Source organism: Rhodanobacter sp. A1T4, assembly GCF_014207185.1.
Classification (GTDB): domain Bacteria; phylum Pseudomonadota; class Gammaproteobacteria; order Xanthomonadales; family Rhodanobacteraceae; genus Rhodanobacter.
The window spans coordinates 1-22,841 of record NZ_JACHCP010000013.1 but is presented as its reverse complement, the minus strand read 5'-3'; the positions used below and the strand labels follow the sequence as shown (position 1 = coordinate 22,841).

Here is a 22,841-nt window from a genome sequence, read left to right as displayed (position 1 = left end):
GATCTGCGGACGGCTGCTTTCAGGTGCGAAGCCGTCCGTCCAGGGCTTTCTCCTGAAGCGGCTACGAACGTCAATTTTTGGCCGATCTGGGACGGTCGCGTAGATCTTCGCGGTGGTCCCTTGCCAGATCTTCGCCGACCGGAAGGAATCACTGGAGCATGCCGTTCAATCGCCTGCGGGGTGGCGGGTTTGGAGCATTCCAGGTGGCCGGTTTAGTGGCATTTTGGCTGGTAGGTTGACAGCATTTCCGGTTGCCGACCTAAGTGTGGAATCGGCGGCGGGTTTGATCGGAATAAGCACCTGGTTAACGAACTGCACGGCATCACGCGACGCTTGGAGTAAATGGAATATGCGTAGCATGTCGCGCCGCTGGGCCGGTACAGTCGAACCATCTAAACAGCTAGATTGACAGGGAAAGTAATGAAAAGAGATTGGGACCTTCTGCGCAAGCAGCTTACTAATATAGAAGAGGGTAACGACGTTCTCGCGGAAATACCCGACGAGCCGAAGTGGACGGATGACTTGACCCAGCAGGGTTACGAACGCGTTGTGAAGGAATACAAGGTGCTCGAAGAGCGCATTGCAGGCCACTTGGAATTGCTCATTGACAGCGGCTACGTAGATGGATTGACGGTTTCACGTGGTGCGGATAATTACATTTCGTTTGGAATTCATGCGCCACGCCTGACGATGGCGGGGCACGATTTGCTGGACACGATGCGATCTGCGACGGTCTGGGAAAAGATCAAATCGACGGCGAGCAAAAAGGGCATTGAGCTGACGTTTGACACAATTAAGGCGCTCACTGGAGTCGTGATTAAACAAATACTGGGTGGATAGCACGCGGTTATCAAAGCTCTGCGCTTTGAACGGCTAGTTTGATATCAACCATGCGCAAACACGATTGAGGAATGTAAGCATCCTTGTTGGACTCCAGTTCGATCAGATAGGCGGGGTCATCTCCTAGCTCCTCAACACTTACTAAAGATCCCGAGTCGCCAACGTGTTCGCCACCAACTACCGTGACATATGCGTTGTGCTCAAAGGCGACGCCTGGCAATGGTTCGTGAGCAAGAAAGGCATTGTGTTGTTTGTGCGTTGGTTGCATGAGGTCTAACGTTTTTTAGCTCGTGCTTTTAGCTCGTTTACCACCGCCCGTTGCTCAGTGCGAGATAGCGTCGCAAACGCGACGATCACCTCCGCGATCTCGTCTGTATCCGCGTACAGCGCCGCGAGCGGCATTCCGAGTGCGTCGGCAAGTCTCTTCGCGGTGCGAAGGTCGCACTCGTTGACGCCGTGTTCGTAACGGTTAATTCGCGTGCGAGCCACTTCAGCCGCGATCCCTGTGGCGACGCCAAGCGCTTCCTGGGTTAGGCCTGATGCTAGTCGGGCCGCGCGCAAGCGGTTGGCAAAGATGAGGCGGGCGTCGTCCAAAGCACTGCCATAAAGATGTGAATCGTGAAGCCAGCATGCAGTCTTGCCTTTGTCTTGTCTGTTACCGTATAAGTAACATTGTGGCGATGCTGCGGCAATCGGATTAGTCGATTGAGAGTTTTTTGACAGGCGATGCCAGACCTGCCGCCTCCGCAAGCCACACACAAAACAGCTCTTGCCCGACGACCTTGCCAAGGCCGGGACACGACCGGATCGGCAGGCCAACAGGGCCAACCCCAGGGGAAAGCAAAGGACGCAACTATGAAAACAAATACGTTACGACACGCCGTTTCCATCGCCATGCTGGTCGCTGCCACCGGTACGGCCGAGCCGACGCGGGCGCAGAAAGCCGCAGCGGATACGAGCCCGGCGCCACGGGCCGCGGTGACCGGTTCGCCGATCGACACCGATATCGATCTACCTGCAGGCACGCTAGCCGCGGCGCTCGATGCGCTCGGCAAACAGAGCGAGCTGCGAATGGACTATCCGCCCGCGCTGGTGGAGGGCAAGCAATCGAGGGCGGTGCATGGCCGCATGAGCTGGCGCGACGCGCTCGGCCGTTTGCTGCAGGGCAGTGGGCTCGTTTATCGGCAGGCCGGCGACACCCGCATCGTGATCGTGCGCGTGCCGGATAGCGCCGCCTCCGCCCCGCGTTCGGCGGCCAATGACGCGGCAACGACCGCATCGACTGCGACACCGGCGGCTGCGCAACTAGCCACGGTCACCGTGACCGGCACGCGCATCCGCGGCGGCAGCACGCCGTCGCCGGTGGTGTCGATCGGCAGCGAGCAGATACAGCAGGAGGGTTTCTCCGACCTCGGCGAGGTGATACGCAGCGTGCCGCAGAATTTTTCCGGCGGACAGAATCCCGGTGTGCTCAGCGGCAACCTAGCCGGCGCAGGCAACGCGAACCAGAACCTCACCGGCGGATCGAGCCTGAACCTGCGTGGCCTGGGTGCCGATGCCACGTTGACCCTGCTCAACGGGCGCCGCATGACGTACGGCGGCTTTACCCAGGCGGTGGATATCAGCGCGATACCGGTGGAGGCGGTGGATCGCATCGAGATCGTCGCCGACGGCGCGTCGGCGATCTACGGCTCCGATGCGGTGGGCGGTGTCGGCAATGTGATCTTGAAGCGCGACTACGACGGCGTGACCGTGGGCTCGCGCTTCGGCACGGCGACGCAGGGCGGCATGACTACGCGCGAGTACAACGCCACGGCCGGCACCACGTGGAGCACGGGCGGGCTGATCGCCACGTACAAGGACGCGTCGGTCGACCCGATCTACAGCAGCCAGCGCAGTTACACCTCGCAGCTGGTCGACCCCGCCACGCTGTATCCCGGCAGCGATTTGCGCAGCGGCCTGCTCAGCGTGCACCAATCGCTGGGTGACTTTGCCGAACTGCGTCTGGATGCGCTGAGCACCACGCGCGACCAGCTGTTTTCGTACAACTACAAAGGCGTCGTCAGCCGTGCGACGCCGCACACCACGACGACGCTGATCTCGCCGAGTCTCGAATTCTGGCTGCCGGGCGACTGGTCGCTGACCCTCAGTGCGACTTCCGGCCAAAGCGAGCACCACGAGTATCTGGTGCAGACGATAACGGCCAGCGGCGCGGCGGCTCTGACGGATGCCTGCTACTGCAATACCAGCCACAGTTACGAGCTGGGCGCCGAAGGCCCGCTGTTTGCGTTGCCCGGCGGCGATGCGCGGCTGGCGGCCGGCATCGGTTATCGGGACAACGGGTTTCGCGATGTCGACCACGTGACCGCGGCCGATACGTTCCGCGGCAGCGAGGGCACGCGGTTTGCGTATGCGGAATTCAATCTGCCGCTGATCGGCGCGGACCAGCCGGTGCGCGGGGTGCAGCGTCTGGACGTGACCGCCGCGGTGCGCGGCGAGGACTACAGCACCTTCGGCGGCGTAACGACGCCGAAGCTGGGCCTGCTGTACGACCCGAACATGGACTTTACGTTGAAGGCCTCGTGGGGCAAGTCGTTCAAGGCGCCCACGCTGTTCGAGCAGAACTATGCGCAGAACGCGTATCTGTTTTCGCCGAGCAGTTTCGGCGGCGTGGGCTACCCGGCCGGTGCCACCGTGCTGGTGCTCGACGGCGGCAACAAGCAGCTGACGCCGGAGCGCGCCGACACCCGCTCGGTGTCGCTGGCGTTTCATCCCGAGGCGCTGCGCGAGCTGGAGGCGGAGCTGAGCTGGTTTCGCATCGACTATCGCGATCGGGTGATTCAGCCGATCGCCAATTCAAGCCAGGCGTTGAACAACCCGATCTACGCGCCGTTTGTCGACACGGCGCCGACCGCGCAGGTACAGGCAGACGTGCTGGCGAATGCGGAAACGCTCTACAACTATGTCGGCGCGCCGTACGACCCGAGCAAGGTGGCGGCGATTATCTACACGCAGTACGCCAACACCGCGCAGCAGCGCATTCAAGGGGTCGACCTGTCGGGGTCGTACCGATTCCAGCTGGGGCAGGGCGCGTTGACGCTGCGCGGCGCGACCAGCTGGCTGGACAGCTCGCAGCAGACCGTGGCCGGCGGGCCGGCGTACGCGCTGTCGGGCACGCTGTTCAATCCGCCGAAGATCAGCAGCCGCGTCGGTGCGGACTGGAAGCGGGAGGGGTTTACCGCCTCGTTGTTCGCGAACTATCGCAGCGGCGTGACCAACCGGATCGACGGGATCAAATCCGCCTCGTTCACCACGTTCGATGCCGCGCTGCGCTATGCCATCGGCCCCCGCGACGATGCGCTGTCGGGGCTGGAATTCGCCTTGACGCTGGAGAACCTGCTCGATCGCGATCCGCCGTTATACCGGGTGACGTCGCCGCTGTATGTGGCGGCGTACGACTCGACCAACTATTCGCCGATCGGCCGCTTTGTGAGCGTTTCCGTATCCAAGCACTGGTGATGCCGGCGGGGTGCCGGCGCGGCCGGCACCCCGCATTGGCGGGAGAGAACGACGATGTCTTTGTTGAAGTGCCTTGTGCGGCGGCTGTGGGTGGCCGGCGCGTTGTTCGTTGCCGGCATGTGCGTGTGCCATGCGGATGAGGTGTCGCCGCGTCGGCTGCTGGAGGTGGCGGATATCGCCAGCCCAACAGTGTCGCCGGACGGCAGGCGGGTGGCGTTTCGGGTCGAGCGCGCGTCGGTGGCGCGCAACACCTACGACGCCGAGTGGTATGTGCAGGGCCTGGACGAGCTGTGGCCGCGACGCGTCGGCGATGGCGGCGTGCCGCTGCGCGATTCGGCGGGCGGCTCGCTGTCGCCGAAGCTGGTGTGGTCCCCCGACGGTCGCTGGATTTATTACCTCGCCCTGATCGACGGAGCGATCGACGTGTGGCGCGCGGCGGCCAACGGTTCGAGCGCGCAAGCGCTGACGCACGACGCGGCGGACGTACGCGATTTCAACCTGGGCGAGGGCGGACGGGTGCTGCGCTACAGCGTCGGTGCGACGCGAGACGAAGTGCGCGCGGCGGAGCAGGGCGAGTACGACGACGGCATCCTCATCGATGCGAGCGTACCGATCGGCCAGGGCCTGTTCCGCTCCGGCTTCGTCGGCGGACGCATGGCGACGCAGCGCTTCAGCACGGTGTGGTTCGACCACCTGCCGTTGCTGGCCGACCGGCCGGATCGCTGGGCGCAGATCGACCTGGCGACTGGCGCGCGCAGGGCGCTTGCCGATGCGGAGGTGCTGGCCGCGCCATCACCGCCGAAGAAGACGGCCGGCGTCGATGGCGATGCGTGGAAGTCCGTGGCCGATGCGCAGGGCGAACGGGTGGCGTGGCTCACACGTATCGGCGACGGTACGGGGCAGCAGGTGCGACCGGATGTTTTGCTGTCCGCGCTGCCGCACGCGCAGGCGAGCCGCGCCGTGCGCTGCGCGTCGGCGCTGTGCACGGGCAAGGCCATCAGCGCGATGCAGTGGCGGCCGGCGCATGACGAGGTGCTGTTCACCGTCACCGACCCGTACATGGGCATGGCGCAGTCGATTTTTCGATGGGATGTTTCGAGCGGCGATGTGCATGTGGTGGCAGCAACCGATGGGCTGGCCAACGGCGGGCGCGATACCGCATCGAACTGCGGCGTGTCGGCGGCGACGCTGGTGTGCGTGACGGCGCAGGCCGATCGTCCGCCGCGGCTGGAGCGCATCGACGTGGACAGCGGACAGCGTCGCGTGCTGTTCGACCCCAATGCGGCGCTCGCCATGGACATGCTCAAGGCGCCACCCGCGCGCCTGCTGCGATGGCAGGACAAAAGCGGGCAACGGTTCGCGGGCTGGTTCTTTTCAGCGCGACGTGGCGGTGATGCCCCGACGCCGTTATTCATCACCTACTACAGCTGCGCCGGCTTTCTGCGCGGTGGCGTAGGCGACGAGTGGCCGTTGGTTTCGCTGGCGCAGGCCGGCATCGCTGCGCTGTGCATCGACCGACGCCCCGGCTTCACGATGGACGCGGTGGCGCGCTATAGCGAAGGGCTGGCCGCGGTGGAGAGCGCGATCGATCTGCTGTCCCGCCAGGGCGAGATCGACCGTGCGCGCGTGGGCATGGGCGGATTGAGTTTCGGCGGCGAGGTGACGATGTGGACGCTCGCCCACTCGCACCTGCTCGCCGCCGCGTCGGTCGCCAATCCGGTACTGTCGCCGCTGTACGACCTGATGGGCAGCATGAAAGGCGACGCCTTCGCCAAGGGCTTGCGCAGCCTGTGGGGGCTGGGCTCGCCGAGCGACACACCGGCGCGCTGGAAAGCGCTGTCACCGGTGTTCCAGCTGGATCGGATCGACGCGCCGATTCTCTTTCAGCACTCCGAACAGGAGTACCTGTATGCGCTGGACTACGAGATTCCGCTGATCCGCGCGCACCGCGCCGACCTCTACGTGTTTCCGAACGAGCCGCATCAGAAATTCGAACCCAAGCACAAGCTGGCCGTGTACGAAAGAAATCTGGACTGGTTCCGCTTCTGGCTGCAGGGCTACGAAGATCCCGACCCGGCCAAGGCCGCGCCATACGCCCGTTGGCGGCAGATGAAAGCGCGGGCGCACGCCGATAAAGGCGAACACGTGAATGCGCCGGTGGTGATCGGCGCGTCGGCATCCTGATTGGCGTTGGCCGGGGGTGGAATCGGCCAACACCGGCCAGTCGGCTGCCGAAAATGCATGCCGCAAAGCAGTCATGTGCGCGTTTCGGGAAGTCCCCGCCGCGCGTCACTTGATGCACCGGTAATTGAATGTATACACTGTATACATGCCTCGCCTAAGCACCGCCGAAAAAATCCTACGCGCCGCGCACCGGCTGTTTGACAACGGCGGCGCCGATGCCGTCAGCATGCGCCGCGTAGCTGAGGCGGTCGGCATCACGCCGATGGCCATCTATCGACATTTCCCGAATCGCGAAGCCTTGCTCAAGCGACTGTCCGACGACAGCTTCAACGCAGTGGCGCAGGAATGGCAGGCGCGCGCGCAACACCCGAACGTGCTCAAGCGCCTGGTCGCCCTGCTGGAACCGTACCTGGACTACGCATTGACCCATCCGCACCTGTTCGATCACGCGTTCTCGCTGCGTCGTGACGATGCGCGACGCTTTCCCGAGGACTTCCGCGAGCGCCAGTCGCCGACGCTCACCGTCATCGCTGACGCCATCGTCGAAGGCATGCGTCGCGGTGTACTGCGCAAGGACGATCCGTGGGATGTGGCGATGACCCTGTGGGCGCACTCGCATGGGCTGATCGCGTTGTATCGCGCGGGTCGCTTCAGCTACGACGAAGCGCAGTTCCGCCACTTTTATCTGCAATCGCTGGGGAGACTGATCGATGGCATCAAATGTTGATCGCAAGTGGCTGGCGCTCGGGCTGAGCGCCACGGCGTTGTCGGCGCTGCTTTGGTGGTATGGCAGCGGCCTGCATCCGCTGTGGTGGCTGAGCTGGCTGGCACCGCTGCCGGTGCTGCTGCTGGCAGCGCGTATTCGCGCCCGCTGGGCCGCACTGGCGGCGTTCGCGGCGTATGCCATCGGCGGGCTGAACCAGTGGGATTACCTGCACGGTTACATCGGCCTGCCGCTGGCGACGATCCTTCTCGTGATCGGCGAACCCGCCCTGATGCTGACCCTGTGCACGCTGCTGTTCCGGCGGCTGCTGCGGCGTGGCCGCGCGATCGCGGCGGCGCTGGCGGTGCCGACTCTATGGGTCGCGATCGAATACCTCAACACGCAGTTTTCGCCGCACGGCACATTCGGCTGTATCGCCTATACCCAGATGGATGCGCTGCCGGTGATTCAGATCGCCGCTGTCACTGGTCTCTGGGGCATCGGCTTTCTGCTGTTGCTGGTGCCGGCTGCGCTCGCGATGCAGATGTCACCGGCGGTTTCGAGGCGCGCCCGCGCGGCCGTCGCCGCGATCACCGTGCTACTGCTCGGTGGCTCTGCCGCCTATGGCGGCTGGCGCTTGCAGGCACCGGCGACCGCCACGATGCGGATCGGTCTGGTGTCGCTGGAAAAGCCGATCCGGCCGGCACTGCACACCCCGGACGGCCAGGCGCTGCAAGCGCGCTATGTGGCGGCGATCGATCGCCTCGCCGGCCAGGGCGCCCGCACCGTGGTAATCCCGGAGACTTCGTTTGCCACCGCCGACGCCACCGTCCCCACGTTCGCTGCCCTAGCGCAGCAGCACGACCTGACTCTGGACGCTGGCATCGACTTCAAGGGTGACCCGCGGGCGGAGCGCAACATGGTGATGCTGTTTCAGCCGGGCGCGGCCGTACCGAGCACTTACAGCAAGCACCACCTTATTCCCGGATTCGAGAGCCAATACACGCCGGGCGACAGCTACCGGATGCTCGAGGGCGCATCCCGCGTAGGCCTGGCTATATGCAAGGACATGGACTTCCACGACATTGGCCAGGCGTATGCCGCACGGGACGCACAGCTGTTGCTGGTGCCCGCATGGGACTTCAGCGTGGATGGCTGGCTGCACAGCCGCATGGCGATCATGCGCGGTGTGGAAAGCGGCTTCGCCGTGGCGCGTGCGGCACGTTCCGGCCGCCTCACGCTGAGCGACGACCGTGGCCGCGTGCTGGTCGAGGCGTCCAGCGAAAAACACGATGCCGAACTGGTGGGCGACCTGCCGCTACGCGTGACGCATACGCTGTACGGACGCTGGGGCAACTGGTTCGCCTGGATGGATCTGGCGGCCCTGCTGGCGTTGCTGATACAAGCCGCGCGCCGGCCACCACACAACCGCCGCTGATTGATTGCCGCTGCGCGCCGACGTTGACCGAATACGGTGCCGAGGCTTTCCGCCAGACTATCGTTGCGAAGATGGTGACGTTGGCGGTCTCTACCTGTCTCTGGCTTGCACGGGCATAGTTTGCCCGCAAGGGCAGGCAGGGCCCACGCGCTCATCACCAGACTCGAAGAGGAGCCCAATGTGAATCCCAACACGGGTATCAGAGAGTTGGCGCTTCGTGATCCTGACGGGCATTACGTCAGGATCAGCGCGCTCGCTGAGATGTGACAAGTCATTCATGCCCACACCCGCTTCGCGAGCTGACTTCGCAGAATCTCGTAACGAAGCCAACACTCACGGGTTATCAGCCTTCCTCAAAGCGGACGCTCGCGACTGACGGAAACGGGTCGTCAGCGGATCTGCCTATGAATCAAGTTGGCGCTCAAGGTCATTGATCTTGAAATTTGGGCATTTCTAGCGATTTCGTTTTCTAAAGTGTCGACGGCGCGGCCGATGATCTTCAGTCGATGCGTGGAACGTGGCCTTCCTTTTCGCGTTCTGCTTATCACGCAGTGTGCGTCTTAAAAGCTCCACAGCGCCTACGGCACTGGCAACTGCACCGATGCCATAGTCGACCCATGTCCAGTGCGGGGCACCTAAGGCTACCAGAGCCAAAACGTGCGAATCGTGATTCATCTGTCAGCCACCTATATTGAAAAAGCCTCTAGATTTGAATGTCACGAGATGAAGTAATGTCAGCAATGGGTGGCGGTCTCAACCGGTCGATGCAACACACTGACGACTGCTCAGGTTGCGGGAGTGTTGCATATGCAGCATCGAACCCGAATCCAGTACACGGAAAATCAGAAGTCCCAGATGTGGGATCGTTGGCGGTGGGGTGGATCGCTGCATCAGATCGCCCAACTCTTCGATCGGCACCATTCCTCGGTTCGCAGCATTCTTGCGGCGTCCGGTGGCATCCGTCCAGCGTTGCGCAAACGCTCGCCGCGGGCATTGACACTACACGAGCGCGAGGTCATTTCGCGGGGATTGGTGGCAGGCCAATCCATTCGTTCTATCGCCGCGTCCTTGCAGCGTGCACCTTCAACCATCAGTCGCGAGATTGGGCGTAACGGCGGGTCGGATACCTATCGCGCCACACAGGCCGACCATGCCGGCAATCAATAAAACGAGTGCAAAAATTCGCATCTAAGCATCACCTTGATGTTGGCAAGCGCGTGAGCAAATGTCCGCATGGAGTCGGAGGCGTATAACACCCTCTCATCTCACCGATGTGGTGCGGCATTCTGGATGGGAACAGTTCGTCGAGTACCTTACTTGGCATGACGGTCTGCTTCTATCCCATGGAATCGTTGTCGCTAATGGAAATCGGCTACACAGGTGGATGGGTTACCGAAGACGTTGGTGTACGCAACGCGGTCGTGCGCAGGGACTATTGCAATGTCAGGATGCGCGCGATGGAAGTCTGCTATTTGTTTCGTCGTCGTATCGGCTAGCTCAGGCTCGGAGTCAGTGTTGCTGCGAATGGCCGGGCTCTTGGGTAAGCCGCGTTCTGCCGCTTCCAGGGTGTCGGCGGCGTCGCCTATGAGAAACACGCTACGTCGGCCGAGCTTTACGAACAATCCCTGCGAGCCTGGGGTGTGGCCGGGTAGGGGCACGACGACGATCGTCCCATCGCCATAGATGTCCTTGCTCTTCTTGAAGCCCAGATATGGGCCCGAGTCGTAGCTCACCACCTTCAGCCGAGGCTTCACTGCCGCGATGAGCGACGGCGGCGTAATGGTCGGATGCGTCGTTTGAACGGCCATCCATGTCACCTCGGCGGGCGAGACGTAGATGGGGGCTGCTAATTGTGTTGCGCCGCCAAGGTGATCATAGTGGGCGTGCGTGATGAGGATGCGGGTAACCTGAGAAGGCTGCTCATCTACGCTCGCGAGTGCATCGACGATTGATTTGCGGTCCTTTGCTCCCGAAACGACCTGCGATCCAAAAGCTCGGGCGGGCGCGGGCAATTCGTTCATTTGTGCCTCGGCGTTCGGGCCAAAGCCGGTGTCGATTAAAACATCGCCCTTGGCGTCCCGAACAAGTACGCCGGAAATGGTGCTGTGCCAGATTTTTGTATCGCGAAGTCCTGCGCCACCCATGGCGCCATCCATCGTGGCCGCTGAGGTTTCGACCCAACAGGCCTGCGGCTTGTCCGCTGGCCTCTGAGCGGCTGCGGAGGCGGATATCAATAAGCCCGCAACGATTGTAAGCATTGTCTTCATGCAGATCTCCTTGAGGAGTTGCAACTTCGATAAGCGAAGCGACACGCTCCAGAATCATAGGGCAAAAGAATGGGGGTGGGACGGTTTCCAACAGCGACGAGTTCAGCGAACAACGGCAGAAGAAGTCACGCATTCACAGCGTCTGCATCTGTCGTTTCGTTTCAGTCACTACGCAGCGAGGGCTGACTGAACGGCCTCGGCAAGCGCTGTGGTCGGCCTTCCGATCAGTGTTGAAAGCTCACGTGAAGAACTGTCCAGACCGCCTTTCAAAGCCACCGCGTCAGCGTCGACGACTACGTCGACGATCATCTTGGGTAGACCCATCCCGAGCAGGGCAGATTCGTACTCAGAAGGCGAAAGATTGCGATAGGCGATCTTTCGATTGAGCTGCGTGGAAGCAGCGACCGCCAAGTCCTCCATCGTAAACGCCGTATCGCCTGCGAGTTCGTAGGTCTTGTCAACCCGGCGCCACGGGGTAGGGTTCGGGTCGATGGTCGCACACGATCGGAGCGGTTAGCCGGAAGCGGTTAGCCGGAATAGGCTATTTCGGCTGGCGTCGTCGCAGGAGTACAAAAGTGCCGATAGGTTTGCGGTTTTGGCGAGCCAGCTAATACAAGGGAACATGATGTATATCGATGCCGGATTGGCGGTGAAGTCGGCGAGCCCTCCACTTCATCGTCAGCCCTATGTGCAGGTGCTGGTCGCAATCGCCCTGGGCGCCTTGCTCGGTCATCTTGCGCCGGAGCTGGCCCAACGCTTCAAACCTTTAAGGGACGGGTTTATCAAGCGGGCACACATCTTGATGAAACTGGCGCCTTTAGGTGCGTTTGGTGCAATTACGTTCACCATTGGACGATTCGGGCTCGGTGTATTGCTGAATCTAGCGGGGCTCGTGCTGACCTTCTATGCGGCATCCACATTATTCGTACTGTCCATGGTCGTGGCGCGTTGGGAAAACGCGCTCGATCAGGACCAGCTAGGCACCGCGCGGCGTGGCGATGCGTCGCGGCTGCGCCGCCCGATCCCCCACATTCCTATTACGCATGGAGATGTGCCATGAATCGTCTACTCGCTGTGCTTGCACTGCAGCTTGTCTGCGCCACTGTGACCGACGCCTACGGCCAGAACTCGCCACCGGCGTCAGCGGTGCTATCACCTCAATCCATCGACCTATGGCCTGCCGGCGTACCTGCGGACAGTGGCGATGGCCCGCGTGGTGCCGAGCGCATCGGGCAGACGGGTAGCGGCGTCGGCGCGGTTTCCCACATCAGCCAGCCCCGCATCGTCATCTATCGCCCGCTACATCCAAACGGCGCAGCGGTGCTGCTGATGGGTGGTGGCGGCTATTTTCGTATTGAAGTAGGCAATGAGGCCAATCCGACCGCGCAATGGTTGGCGGCCATTGGTGTGACGCCCGTGGTGCTTTATTACCGTTTGCCAGCCGATCACTGGAAGGCCGTCGCACCCTTTCAAGACGGACAGCGTGCGATCCGCGTCCTGCGCGCGCAGGCCAGCCAGCTGGGCATCGATCCACATCGCATTGGTGTGATTGGCTTCTCGGCCGGCGGCAATCTGGCCGGCATTCTGGCAACGCGTTCGGAGACGAATTTCTACACGCCTACCGATGCGGTCGACCAGCAGTCGTCTCGCCCCGATTTTGCTGGACTGATTTATCCGGTGACCTCGCTGCAACCGCCCTATGCCACCACGCGCTCCGTCCGCGAGTTGTCTACGCAAGCAGATGCCGCCACGGCGTACACGGTGCAACTACATGTATCGCACACTATGCCGCCGACCTTTATTGCGCATGCCGTGGACGATCCGATCGCCAATGTCGGCGCGAGCCTGGCGCTGTTCGATCTGTTGCGACAGGCGCAGGTGCCGGCCGAATTGCATGTCTTTGAAAAAGGCGGTCACGGCTGGGGACTCGGCCAACCGGGCACCCTGGTGTCCGCATGGCCTGGTTTATTCGCAACCTGGGCGCGCGTGCACGGTTTCTTTCCTGGCGGTAGCGGTGTTACGCCTTACCCGCTGTTCCCACGTGCCGGGACAACGCCTAATCCCTCTACGACCGACGACAATCGCTAATCACAGCGATGTCCCCTTCGACACACTGCCGGAATCGCACTATGCCTTTATTAGCACGCGTCCTTCCCACGATGGTGATGGGCGCCATCGTAGGAGTCTCCCTTCCGTTGCATGCGCAGGACCAAATCTCAAACGCCGATCTGGTGCGCTTGGTCAAGCAACAGGCGGCGGAGATCAAAGCGCTTAAACAACGCCTCACTGTTGTTGAAAAACACGAACGTCAAACGGATGGCCAAGTGGCCCAAGTGCTCGCTCGCCCGGCAAGCCCCGTAACGCCTCCAACCGCCATCGCCTCCACACCGGCCGTGCAGACGCCAGCACAGGTGCAGGCGGCGATCAGTGACGTGCGCGATAACGACATAGCGGTGGCGCAAGCACAAACCGCCGCCAATGGCCCCCAAGGTGGCAATGACAACATCACGTGGGGCCAGCATAACGAGGCCGGTCCGCGCTTCAGCAGCGATGATGGCTTTTTTACCTTTAAGCCGGATGGACGTCTCCTGCTCGATTTCACCGGAACGAACGACTCGAAATACGCGGGGCGCAATATCAGCGGCGCGGATCTGGAAAGCGCCCGCCTCGGCGGGGAAGGCACGATCGGTCCTCTGGGTTACCACGTAGAAGCCGAACTCGCCGGTGACAAGGTCTCCCTACGGCAGACGTATCTGACGTATCAAATGAAGATATTCGGTGAACAAAGCAAGCTCTATGTCGGTAATTTCCTCAAGGATCTAGGCACGGAGGGTTCGTCCGAGTTGGCGCGCGTGCCGTTCATGCAGCGCAGCGCGGCCAGCGAAGTCGGTGAGCCACTGAACGATTCCTTCGGTTTGGGCACGCAGCTGTTTGTGTATGGCACCAATTGGCACTACAGCGTGTCGGTCAGCGGGGACGCACCCTCATCCTCCACAACCGGCACTACCGACGACTCCATTACCTATCTCACCCGTGCGCACTGGAATCCGCTCAAGGGCGACGACGGATTTATCCACGTCGGCGCCTGGTATTACTACGAGAACATCAGTCGCGGTGTCGCCAGCATCAACAACACGCCATCGATTGCATTTTCCTTCAACCAAAACCTGGATGTGTCGGCCAGTTCGATTGCCAACCCCACGCAGGATCATGGTTCTGGCTTTGAGTTGGGCGGCGTCTACAAAAGCTTCTGGCTGATGAGCGAATACGCCAAACGCACGATCGACTCCAGCACGAGCGACGCAGTCTCGCGACATGGCTCGGCGCTCTCGGCCGGCTGGCTCATGACTGGCGAAACGCCCGGCTTTTCCAGTCGCGATGGCAGCTGGCACGGCACCAACGTTATTCATCCGGTCACGTCCGGCGGCTTGGGGGGCTGGGAACTGGCGGCACGCGTGGATCACTACGACTTCACCGGGGCGCCACATGGCGGTGATGGCGATGCCTACACGGTCGGTTTGAACTGGTATCTCAACGATTGGTCACGCCTGATGTTCAACTACATTCGTTGGTACACCGACAATAAAGTGGGCAGCTATACCGGGCCAGACTGGGGCAACGCGGTAGGCGTTCGCACGCAGATCGTGTTCTAGGCGCGGCGCTCCGTCTTGACCGACGTGAGGCGCCTTACTTCGATGCCGGTCCGCCTTGGCGCATTCAGCCATCTTCGCATCACCATCCTTGGTTCTTCCTGAGACATTTTATGCAACGTCTTTCCGTATTCGCCTGCACGACTTTTCTTGCCCTCGGAACATGCGTTCTCTCTGTAGAGGCTCGCGCGCAATCCGTGATGGTTACGACGGGCAGTGGTGCGGTGATCGGGCAGAGCCAAAGGGGCGTCGATACATTTCTTGGCATCCCGTATGCTGCGCCGCCCGTGGGGGCATTGCGCTTCCAACCACCGACTCCAGCAACCCGTTGGCAGCAACCGCGACCAGCCGACCATTTTGGCGCAGCCTGCCCCCAGACATCGACCCTGGGGACACCCAGCACGAACGAAGACTGTCTGACGCTGAATGTCTACCGACCCAGTGTTTCGACGCAAGGTCGACCCGTGCTGGTATTTTTTTATGGCGGCAGCTTTCGCTATGGCGATGCGGGCGTCGCACCCGGAGGCAACGGCCCCGACTACACCGGTAACGATATCGCGCGTCGCATCGGTGCGATTGTCGTGACGGTAAACTATCGATTGGGTGCCCTGGGATTTCTTGCGGCGCCGGCATTGGACAACGAAAACGCGCATCACGTCTCGGGCAATTACGGTCTTCTCGACCAACAGGCCGCGTTGCGCTGGGTTGCTTCGAACGCCAGGGCCTTCGGTGGCGATCCGAAGAACGTCACCGTCTTCGGCCAGTCGGCAGGCGCGCTCTCTATCGTTGATCAAATGGTCTCGCCGGGTGCCGCTGGCTTGTTTGAAAGAGTCCAATTGCAAAGCGTCGGAAGCCTTGCAACCGCCAAGTTGGCAAGCGCCGAGAAACAGGATGAAAGTATTGTCGATGAGGTCGGATGCGCCAACGCCGACGACGTCGCTGCGTGCCTACGTCAAGTCCCCGTCAGCACTTTTCTGACCGCCGCCGGCGGCGCCATCGGTCCGAACGTCGATGGGTTTGTCCTGCCGACTGAACCCCAAGATGCTTTGGCGAGTGGCGCCTTCAGCCACGTGCCCGTGATTGAGGGCAGCAATCTCGACGAGGGCACTTACTTCATCGCGCAGTTCACCAGCACGATTGGTCATGACGTCACTTTAAACAACGCGAACGCCATACTCGTTAACGCTTTTGGCAAAACGAATGCCAATGCGATCGCCACCGAGTACGCGTTAGGCCAAAACGCCACGCCCGGTCAGACCTTGTCTTCCATCTTAACGGACGAATTCTTCAGCTGCCCCGCTTATAACCTGCGCGAGACGCTGCAGTATCAGGTGCCCGTCATCGAATACGAGTTCAGCCAACCCGATCCCGTCTACGATTACCCCGTACCACAGGTATCGAGCATTGTTGACGGTGATGCACATACGACCGAGCTAGCGTATTTCTTTGGTCACGATGGCGCGGGCAATGCGCTGAGCGGCACGAATCGATGGCTCTCGGAAAGCATGATGGATGGGCTTGGCATGTATGCCCGGTACGGTCAGGCGCCGGGGGTTTTCCCAGGTCCAGGTAATACCGCGGGAAGCGCCGCGGTGATCGAGCTAAGAAGCCCGATTGATATTTCCTCGAATTTCAGCGGCCGCCATCGATGCGATTTTTGGCGCGGTCTCGGCAGCCCAACGGTACTGCTCCCTTAATCTACGACACGGCCTTTTGAGACGACACTCACCGACATGCAGCCATGCATCGGTGAAAGCGTCGACGGCAATCCCCGATTTTTAACAGACACCAAAAGTGGAGTTAAGCAGCAAGGGCCAGTTTCTGTATCGGGGTGATGCCGCCGAGTCCCATGTTCGGGCGCTCGTGGTTGTAAGTCCGTAGCCAGCGAGTGGCCATGTCCTGCATCTGCTCGATCGAGTCGAACAAGGTTCGTGCAAGCCAGGCGTAGCGCACGGTTCGGTTGTAGCGCTAGACGTAGGCGTTCTGTTGAGGCTTGCCTGGCTGGATGTGGCAGCCACCGCGACGTATGTAGGGGAGCCCATTCCAGGCTCGTGAGTGTGGGATGAAGGCGCCCAGGGCATATCTTGCTCAGGCCTGCTAGGCCTCGCGCGCACCGATGAAGTTGATCAGTAGAACCATCGATCGTTGGTCAGCGCACCGGCATCCTAATCTACACGAGGCCACTGGCCGGAATCGGTCGATAGTGTTGAAAAACTCGCTTCGAAAACTCGAGATCGTTTAAAGCGAGAAAATTCGGCCGCGACAATCGCTTTCTGTCGGCCTGAATGTGTAAATTTGTACAGAATCGAATTGTCGTTGCCGTCGCGATTCAAAATTTGGACGTCTATTTGTTAAGTCGGAGTTTTTCAACAGAATCGGCCAGAAGCTGCCGGTCAGCGGAAAAGAATCGGGTTTGACAAGAAGACTGACTCCAGCTACCTTTTTGTATAAAGGTAGCTGGTGAGATATGGACCCGGACAAGTACAACACGTTGCGCAAGGGTCTGCTGGAATTCCTGATCCTGGGGATCGTGTCTTCTGGCAGGGTGTACGTTGCGGAAATGATGCAACGCCTCAGCAAGACCGATTTCGCCACCCAGGAAGGCACCCTGTATCCGCTCTTGAGCAAGATGCGACGGGAGCAGCTGTTGGACTATGAGTGGCAGGAATCCGAGACGGGCCCTCCTCGCAAGTACTACAAGCTTGCGGCAGCAGGCCGCAAACAGCTGGCGGAGTTTCGAGAGTACTGGAAGTCTTTGACAAGCCTCATCGACGAGTTGGGTAAGCCATCATGCAAATAGTCATTCAAATCAGACTTAGCGGGCACTCGACAACATTCCTGTTGGACGAAGACGCTTATCAGGCCTTGCAGACATATTTCGAGCACGCTCGGACGCGGCTCAAACGCGATCCAGATTGCGAGGAGATTCTTCGCGATCTTGAACAATCCATTGGTGAGAAACTCTCGCCAGAGAATCGCGTTCTCAGCCGCAAAGAAGTCGAATTGGTCTTTGAGCAGGTGGGTGTCGTCGACGCTGGCAACAGCGATGCAGCTGTAGCGCAACCCGGCCGCCCTCGTCGGCTGTGCCGAATCGAGGAGGGCAAGTGGTTCTTCGGTGTTTGTCAGGGACTGGCGGCCTACTCCAGCATTCGAGTCGAGTGGGTACGGTCGATTTTCGTCATTACGTCCGTATTTTCCGGCGGCATACCGGTGCTGATCTATCTGGTTCTGATGTTCGCCCTGCCGTTGGTCCGGACTCACGACGAATACAGTGCCAGCCTTCACGCGCACTCCGATGTGATGTGAAGTCGGGCAACGACGACGACGTCGTCGTCGTCGTCGTCACGGGCTCGTTCGGATGTACTCGTGTAGAGCAATGGATGCCGTCCTGTATCCCACATGCGCGATCGAGGAGAATTCCGATGTTGAAGACCATTGCTGGTCTCGCGCTGGCGGGGACCGCGTTCTTGACGCTCGCGTCAGCGCACGCCACAGCGATCGATCCCAAAGCCGCGCACGCGGCCTTTGCCGAACGGCAGGCGATGTGCGACCGCGACGGCGGCGCTTTGTGGGGCAAGAGTGTCTGCGGACCACTCATGTTCATCGATCCCGATACGCGTGAAATCGTTGCCAACGAAAACACACCCGATGACGCGCTCACGAAAACCGGTGATGTGTTCACGGGCAAGCTTGGCAGCGAAGTTCTGATTTCCAGCACGACGGTGGAATGGAAAGGCCTGCGCTGGTCGATGATCCTGTGGCCGCTGCCGGCCGACGCCGCTACGCGCAATACCGAACTGGCGCATGAAGCGTGGCATGTCATTCAGGAAAGCCTCGGCTTTCCCACAAACTCTCCCGTGGAGGCGCAACTCGGGTCTGCGTTCGGACGCACGACTATGCGACTGGAATGGCGTGCATTGGCCGCCGCGCTGACCGCGACCGATACGGCGGGCCGCAAGACCGCCATCCGCGATGCGCTGATCTTCCGCGCCTGGCGCCGCGCGCGGGCCAAAGACGCGGCCGATCAGGAAAACCAGCTCCTGTTGAACGAAGGCCTCGCGGAATATACCGGCCGTCGGCTAAGCGGGCAGAACGACGCGACGGTCGCCGCCGCGCTCGGCGACGCGGAGAAAGGCAACGCCTACGCGCGACTCTTCGCTTTCGCGTCCGGCCCGGCCTATGGCTTCCTGCTGGACGACTACAGCAAGGATTGGCGCAAACATCTTTCGGCGCAGTCCGACCTTGGCGACATGCTCGCGCACTTGGCTGATATTTCGCTTCCCACCAACATTGCGGCGGCGGCGCGCAAGGCGGGGCGTCGCTACAATCTCGTGGGCGTGGAAGCGGAAGAAAAGACCATAGCGCTGGCGCACGACAAACAGGCCACGATCTGGATCGCACAACTTGTCAGCGGTGCAGTGTTGCACCTGCCCTCCCATCATATGAAAGCGGAGTTCAATCCGAGCATTCTTTTCCCGCTACCGCCTTATGGCACCGTCTATCCGAGGCTGCAGGTCGTCACCGATTGGGGAAAGCTTAAAGTGGATGGCGCCGCTTTGATCGATGACAATTGGATGAGCGTGACCGTGGCCGCCCCCGCGAACGCGACCACACTTTCCGGCAGCGGCTGGACGCTCGAACTCGCACCGGAATGGTCGATCGTACCGGACAAGAAACCCGGCGATTTCACAGTGGCAAAGAACCGACATCGCCCATAAGTGCAAGCTAACTTGTACTTTTCGAGAGGTTGGCCATTAATAGCGCGCCATCGGGCCGGAGCAGCTGTCAGAGATCGAGTTCAAGATGACGCGACGCCTGTGGAAGACATCATGCGGAGCGTAGGGGCGCATCCGTAGCGGTGTCGCATCGTGAACAGGCAGCTCCACCGCTGACGGTCGCAATTGTCCAGAATGAGTCGCGGCTCGTGACCAGCAGGGCGTGAGCCGGCGAAAGGGGCCAGTCAACGGCTCGAGACCTGCTGACTGTCTGCCAGCACAGTTAGTGCGGCGCGGGTCTCCGTCTCTGCCTTCCGCGGCGACCATGAGGCGATTTCATTCAATGTGTGATTGCGGGCCAGGACGCGCACGACGTGAAGTCCCAACCAGTAACCCGAACGATTGGGTAGGTCGGCTTGAAACGCGGTTTGCCCCGACTCAAACCAGCGCGCGAAAGCTTTCGATGCCTCGTGCCTCACCGGATCAATGGTCAGAACGTCGGCGTTCTGCAGAAAGCGCTTGGCCACTTCAGGCAACCTCGCATCCGGTAGGGCGCCAAGGTCGTTCTGCAGGAGGTACTCGCCATCGGTATGACCTGGCGACACGATGGTGCTGACGTAAGTCGCCAGTCCCTCTTCATACAGCGGCAGCAGCAGATGCGTGTCTGGCATCACACCATCGTTGGTGATGCCGGAATGCTCGGCATCCCACAGATGGAAGAGTTCGTGCGGCAGTATCACATCCAACTGGGCTTTTTCGAGGATCAGGGAGTCGACCGCCAGCGCAAGCACCGGGGTGCCGTTTGGCAGAACGCCGCTCTTGGCATCGAACTGGGGAGCGAGCACCACAACGGCCCGTGGCTGCCCGGATGCGCCGAAATACTGAGCAAATCGTTTCGCCTGCACATTCAGCGCCGTGTTGATTGCACGGACCCCTTTCGGTATGTCTCCGCCCATGTTCCGGTACTGGTCAAATCGGACCTTTAATGCGCCATCTTTCAGCTTCTTCCAGTTCGGATTATTGCGAACCTCCCAGACCACCGATTGGTAAAGCGCCTCACGAGGTTCTTCAATGAACTTGTCCCAGAGTGCTTCCTGCTCGGTAAATGGCTTGTCTTTGGCTGCCTGCCAGAACGCAGTGAAGGATCGATCGATCGGCTGTGCCGTATCGCCAAGTTGCGAACCTGCAACTGCCGGAAAGCTGGCCACCAACGCCATGGCAACCACACTTAGCAAGGTTGGAACCGACGCTGGGTTTTTCATCCTCAATCCTTGTACCGCAAGTTGAAAAATAAAGGCCGGGGACGGTTCCCCCGGAGCGGAACGTGTCCTTGGCCCCCTTACCCCACGAACAGAATCCAGAAACGGGGTGCTTTTTGCCATCTTCGCTTTCTAGCCGCTCAAGACGGATCACCCGCCTGTCAGATTTGGCCACCTCGCCACATGTCATCGCGCAGGACGCGTCTCTGCGGTGTCTGCTTCGAAAGCAGACAGGGATTCGCAAAGAGGCAACCCTTTAACCGTCCCTGTTGAGCCACGCAGCAATCGCGGCGGCCCGAATCAGCAAGATACCGATGATAAGAATGTATTTGACATGCCTATTCATGTCCCGAAAGCGTTTCGGGCCATCGCTATCTACCCAGTGCTCGGCACCGATGTTTGCAGTTTCCTTCCAAAAACGGGGGTAGTCCAGGTTCACTTTCTAGTCGTCGAAGAAGTGCATCCAAGCTGGCCTCTTGGTCAGCAAGGGGCTTCGACCCGATTCACTCAGCTCAGCTTTTCCACCTCCGGGAGTGAACGCACTGCGCGTACCACCAGCGACCGAAGAGAGTGGCGACGAAGAGCGATCCCATGCCGAGAAGGATACCGGGCATGCGTGCATTGCCCAGATCCTCGCGAGTGAAGAGGTCGACCACGGAGTAGGCTTGTCCCAACAGCAGCACCGCGAATCCGGCCCACCATGCGAACAGCTAACGGCGGTAGATGCCATAGACGCACGCCAACAATCACATGGCGCACACCGATGTATTCGATCAGTAGAACCCATCGATCATGATCAGCACGCTGGCGTCCTGTCCAACGCAAGGCCACCGGCCGGAATCGGCCGATTCTGTTGAAAAACTCCAACTTAAAAAATAGACGTCCAAATTTTGAATCGCGACGGCAACGACAATTCGATTCTGTACAAATTTACACATCAGGCCGACAGAAAGCGATTGTCGCGGCCGAATTTTCTCGCTTTAAACGATCTCGAGTTTTCGAAGCGAGTTTTTCAACACTATCGGCCAGAAGCAGACGTTCAACGCTGGAATTGAGCGGCGGCGAAGCCGTTCGCCTTGAACGAGTGGTTAGGCACGCGCCTCTTTGTATCGATCCGTGAGGAAAAAAAGCACCAGAAGTCCGATCAGGCTCAAGATTCCGAAAGCCCCAAACCACGGTGAGTGTCCTTTTGCTTTTGCATATTGGGAGCAGCCCCAAATAAAAACCGCGAAGCCGGCCAAAAGGATGATTCCACCAATAACTACGCTACCTGACTGAGCTAGCGCGCGGCCAACGATTTCCCCAATGATGCCCAAGCCCACTCCGATGTTTGTGGTGCGTTTGTACTCTGCCAACATGTGACTTCCCCTTTTTTTGGTACCTAACGCTGGAGTTAAGCGGCGGCAAAGCCGTCCGCCTTGAACGATTTGTTATGCATCCGAACCACAGAAGAATCTATGGGCGGCGGATGCAATGGAGGGTAGCTGACCTAGCTCCGATGTGATTCCCGCTGATGCACGCCATTCCTCGGCTGCTCCTGGCGAGCCCCACGCCTCAATAAAAAAATATACTTGCCCGCTAGTAGAGCAGCTAGCTGAAAGAATGAACTCTCCTTCGAGCGAGCGCCACGACTCCTTGCCTCGCCAAGGAGTCGCATGGCTAGCGATTTTTTCAAACAGCCGAAGTAAGCCAGTGCTATCTGTGTAAGCAGATACCTTGAGAGCTAATGTCAGGCCGTATCCCGACAACTCGACCTGAAACTCATCGCCATGACGGGCAAGAAACCTGAGCTCTCGATCTGATGAGGATGATTTGATTACGAACATCTCTTCCCGCATAACTACCTAATAGACCGACCTGCGTCGGGTTATGCATCTCGCATCACGCAGGCCCTGAAGATCCTACCCAGTTGATTCGCTTGACGATGCTCACCCTAAGTCGGGTTATACATCCAACGCAAACTCCGATTGAGATCGTCCCACAACAAGCCTCATCGTGTCTTCGTGACCGGCAGCTTCGGGTCCAGGCTGTGTGAAAACTCAAGGTCGGCTCTGACGAACGCAAATCTCGACTGTTTTTTGCCGTCTGTGGCGAAATCTGAGTGTCTGGACATCTGCTCATTGCTCAGAATGCGACTCTCGCGAGCAACGCAAATAGTTTTCACACAGCCTGGGTCGAGGCTGTGTAAAAACGCAAAACCCCGAGCTATGCGCAAATATATGTTTCTTTGCCGCACCTTGTCAGCGATGCGAGGAAAGTAAGGAGC

At 60.2% G+C, this 22,841-nt stretch carries 19 protein-coding genes and 2 pseudogenes; 13 read left to right on the top strand and 8 right to left on the bottom strand.

From position 1 onward, the window contains the following. Nucleotides 1-420 precede the first annotated feature (420 nt). The gene (locus tag HDE80_RS20845) at nt 421-840 is read left to right on the top strand and encodes a DUF2513 domain-containing protein (RefSeq protein WP_184674116.1); all 420 of its coding nucleotides are present in this window, start codon (nt 421-423) and stop codon (nt 838-840) included. Between the two features lie 10 nt (nt 841-850). Here the strand turns inward: HDE80_RS20845 and HDE80_RS20840 are convergent, their stop codons facing one another. Then, entirely contained in the window at nt 851-1,108 is a 258-nt protein-coding gene (locus HDE80_RS20840) for a hypothetical protein (protein WP_184674113.1), read from the bottom strand. A 5-nt stretch (nt 1,109-1,113) separates the two neighbouring features. Next, a complete protein-coding gene (locus HDE80_RS20835; protein WP_184674112.1) occupies nt 1,114-1,434 on the bottom strand; it encodes a helix-turn-helix transcriptional regulator in 321 nt (106 codons plus the stop codon). Nucleotides 1,435-1,695: 261 nt separating this feature from the next. Here HDE80_RS20835 and HDE80_RS20830 point away from each other — a divergent pair, with 261 nt between their 5' ends. The 5 genes and pseudogenes from HDE80_RS20830 to HDE80_RS20810 form a co-directional block, all read left to right on the top strand. Next, nucleotides 1,696-4,359 (top strand): TonB-dependent receptor, encoded by a 2,664-nt coding sequence (locus tag HDE80_RS20830; protein WP_184674109.1) that lies wholly within the window; start codon nt 1,696-1,698, stop codon nt 4,357-4,359. 54 nt (nt 4,360-4,413) lie between these two features. Continuing rightward, the gene (locus HDE80_RS20825; protein ID WP_184674107.1) at nt 4,414-6,543 is read left to right on the top strand and encodes an Atxe2 family lasso peptide isopeptidase; all 2,130 of its coding nucleotides are present in this window, start codon (nt 4,414-4,416) and stop codon (nt 6,541-6,543) included. Between the two features lie 145 nt (nt 6,544-6,688). Next, on the top strand, nt 6,689-7,270 hold the full coding sequence (locus HDE80_RS20820) for a TetR/AcrR family transcriptional regulator (protein ID WP_184601678.1): 582 nt from the start codon (nt 6,689-6,691) through the stop codon (nt 7,268-7,270). Continuing rightward, nucleotides 7,254-8,684 (top strand): nitrilase-related carbon-nitrogen hydrolase, encoded by a 1,431-nt coding sequence (locus HDE80_RS20815; RefSeq protein ID WP_184674101.1) that lies wholly within the window; start codon nt 7,254-7,256, stop codon nt 8,682-8,684. Before HDE80_RS20820 ends, HDE80_RS20815 begins: the two co-directional genes overlap by 17 nt. Before the next feature lie 807 nt (nt 8,685-9,491). After that, nucleotides 9,492-9,797, top strand: a pseudogene (locus HDE80_RS20810) (helix-turn-helix domain-containing protein); the annotation flags it as partial. Nucleotides 9,798-10,042: 245 nt separating this feature from the next. Here the strand turns inward: HDE80_RS20810 and HDE80_RS20805 are convergent. Together HDE80_RS20805 and HDE80_RS20800 are read right to left on the bottom strand one after the other, a co-directional pair. Further along, the gene (locus HDE80_RS20805; protein ID WP_184674099.1) at nt 10,043-10,951 is read right to left on the bottom strand and encodes an MBL fold metallo-hydrolase; all 909 of its coding nucleotides are present in this window, start codon (nt 10,949-10,951) and stop codon (nt 10,043-10,045) included. Nucleotides 10,952-11,119: 168 nt separating this feature from the next. Next, complete coding sequence (locus tag HDE80_RS20800) at nt 11,120-11,371, bottom strand: hypothetical protein (RefSeq protein WP_184601682.1); 252 nt, start codon at nt 11,369-11,371, stop codon at nt 11,120-11,122. Nucleotides 11,372-11,576: 205 nt separating this feature from the next. Here HDE80_RS20800 and HDE80_RS20795 point away from each other — a divergent pair, with 205 nt between their 5' ends. From HDE80_RS20795 to HDE80_RS20780, 4 genes are all read left to right on the top strand, one after another. Continuing rightward, nucleotides 11,577-12,011: a hypothetical protein gene (locus HDE80_RS20795; protein ID WP_184674097.1), complete on the top strand. Its 435-nt coding sequence runs from the start codon at nt 11,577-11,579 to the stop codon at nt 12,009-12,011. Further along, complete coding sequence (locus HDE80_RS20790; protein WP_184674095.1) at nt 12,008-13,039, top strand: alpha/beta hydrolase; 1,032 nt, start codon at nt 12,008-12,010, stop codon at nt 13,037-13,039. The genes HDE80_RS20795 and HDE80_RS20790 overlap by 4 nt, the downstream gene beginning before the upstream one ends. 41 nt (nt 13,040-13,080) lie before the next feature. Further along, complete coding sequence (locus tag HDE80_RS20785; RefSeq protein WP_184674093.1) at nt 13,081-14,604, top strand: porin; 1,524 nt, start codon at nt 13,081-13,083, stop codon at nt 14,602-14,604. Nucleotides 14,605-14,714: 110 nt separating this feature from the next. Beyond that, nucleotides 14,715-16,298 carry a carboxylesterase family protein gene (locus HDE80_RS20780; RefSeq protein WP_184674091.1) on the top strand — a complete coding sequence of 528 codons (1,584 nt, stop codon included), beginning with the start codon at nt 14,715-14,717 and terminating at the stop codon, nt 16,296-16,298. A 103-nt stretch (nt 16,299-16,401) separates the two neighbouring features. Here HDE80_RS20780 and HDE80_RS20775 read toward each other — a convergent pair. Continuing rightward, nucleotides 16,402-16,611 (bottom strand): annotated as a pseudogene (locus HDE80_RS20775) (transposase); the annotation flags it as partial. A gap of 457 nt (nt 16,612-17,068) precedes the next feature. Here HDE80_RS20775 and HDE80_RS20770 point away from each other — a divergent pair. The 3 genes from HDE80_RS20770 to HDE80_RS20760 all read left to right on the top strand — a co-directional run bounded on the left by HDE80_RS20770 (nt 17,069) and on the right by HDE80_RS20760 (nt 19,319). Further along, nucleotides 17,069-17,401, top strand: coding sequence for a PadR family transcriptional regulator (locus HDE80_RS20770; protein WP_184601687.1), 333 nt, complete (start codon nt 17,069-17,071; stop codon nt 17,399-17,401). Next, a complete protein-coding gene (locus tag HDE80_RS20765; RefSeq protein WP_184601688.1) occupies nt 17,392-17,907 on the top strand; it encodes a PspC domain-containing protein in 516 nt (171 codons plus the stop codon). Before HDE80_RS20770 ends, HDE80_RS20765 begins: the two co-directional genes overlap by 10 nt. 116 nt (nt 17,908-18,023) lie before the next feature. Then, on the top strand, nt 18,024-19,319 hold the full coding sequence (locus HDE80_RS20760) for a hypothetical protein (RefSeq protein ID WP_184674090.1): 1,296 nt from the start codon (nt 18,024-18,026) through the stop codon (nt 19,317-19,319). Nucleotides 19,320-19,561: 242 nt separating this feature from the next. Here HDE80_RS20760 and HDE80_RS20755 read toward each other — a convergent pair whose 3' ends face one another. The 3 genes from HDE80_RS20755 to HDE80_RS22065 form a co-directional block, all read right to left on the bottom strand. Next, a complete protein-coding gene (locus HDE80_RS20755; protein ID WP_184674088.1) occupies nt 19,562-20,533 on the bottom strand; it encodes a hypothetical protein in 972 nt (323 codons plus the stop codon). A gap of 1,130 nt (nt 20,534-21,663) precedes the next feature. Further along, on the bottom strand, nt 21,664-21,933 hold the full coding sequence (locus tag HDE80_RS20750) for a hypothetical protein (RefSeq protein WP_184674086.1): 270 nt from the start codon (nt 21,931-21,933) through the stop codon (nt 21,664-21,666). 632 nt (nt 21,934-22,565) lie between these two features. After that, the coding region (locus tag HDE80_RS22065) for a hypothetical protein (protein WP_221437754.1) at nt 22,566-22,841 on the bottom strand (276 nt) is incomplete at its 5' end.

Bases quoted from the DNA above. Each gene is read 5' to 3' on its own strand.
- HDE80_RS20795 (WP_184674097.1), top strand. From the start codon at position 11,577: ATGTATATCGATGCCGGATTGGCGGTGAAGTCGGCGAGCCCTCCACTT.
- HDE80_RS20770 (WP_184601687.1), top strand. From the start codon at position 17,069: ATGGACCCGGACAAGTACAACACGTTGCGCAAGGGTCTGCTGGAATTC.
- HDE80_RS20815 (WP_184674101.1), top strand. From the start codon at position 7,254: ATGGCATCAAATGTTGATCGCAAGTGGCTGGCGCTCGGGCTGAGCGCC.
- HDE80_RS20805 (WP_184674099.1), bottom strand. From the start codon at position 10,951: ATGAAGACAATGCTTACAATCGTTGCGGGCTTATTGATATCCGCCTCC.
- HDE80_RS20800 (WP_184601682.1), bottom strand. From the start codon at position 11,371: ATGGAGGACTTGGCGGTCGCTGCTTCCACGCAGCTCAATCGAAAGATC.
- HDE80_RS20825 (WP_184674107.1), top strand. From the start codon at position 4,414: ATGTCTTTGTTGAAGTGCCTTGTGCGGCGGCTGTGGGTGGCCGGCGCG.
- HDE80_RS20845 (WP_184674116.1), top strand. From the start codon at position 421: ATGAAAAGAGATTGGGACCTTCTGCGCAAGCAGCTTACTAATATAGAA.
- HDE80_RS20790 (WP_184674095.1), top strand. From the start codon at position 12,008: ATGAATCGTCTACTCGCTGTGCTTGCACTGCAGCTTGTCTGCGCCACT.
- HDE80_RS20765 (WP_184601688.1), top strand. From the start codon at position 17,392: ATGCAAATAGTCATTCAAATCAGACTTAGCGGGCACTCGACAACATTC.
- HDE80_RS20750 (WP_184674086.1), bottom strand. From the start codon at position 21,933: ATGTTGGCAGAGTACAAACGCACCACAAACATCGGAGTGGGCTTGGGC.
- HDE80_RS20785 (WP_184674093.1), top strand. From the start codon at position 13,081: ATGCCTTTATTAGCACGCGTCCTTCCCACGATGGTGATGGGCGCCATC.
- HDE80_RS20760 (WP_184674090.1), top strand. From the start codon at position 18,024: ATGTTGAAGACCATTGCTGGTCTCGCGCTGGCGGGGACCGCGTTCTTG.
- HDE80_RS20820 (WP_184601678.1), top strand. From the start codon at position 6,689: ATGCCTCGCCTAAGCACCGCCGAAAAAATCCTACGCGCCGCGCACCGG.
- HDE80_RS20780 (WP_184674091.1), top strand. From the start codon at position 14,715: ATGCAACGTCTTTCCGTATTCGCCTGCACGACTTTTCTTGCCCTCGGA.
- HDE80_RS20755 (WP_184674088.1), bottom strand. From the start codon at position 20,533: ATGGCGTTGGTGGCCAGCTTTCCGGCAGTTGCAGGTTCGCAACTTGGC.
- HDE80_RS20840 (WP_184674113.1), bottom strand. From the start codon at position 1,108: ATGCAACCAACGCACAAACAACACAATGCCTTTCTTGCTCACGAACCA.
- HDE80_RS20830 (WP_184674109.1), top strand. From the start codon at position 1,696: ATGAAAACAAATACGTTACGACACGCCGTTTCCATCGCCATGCTGGTC.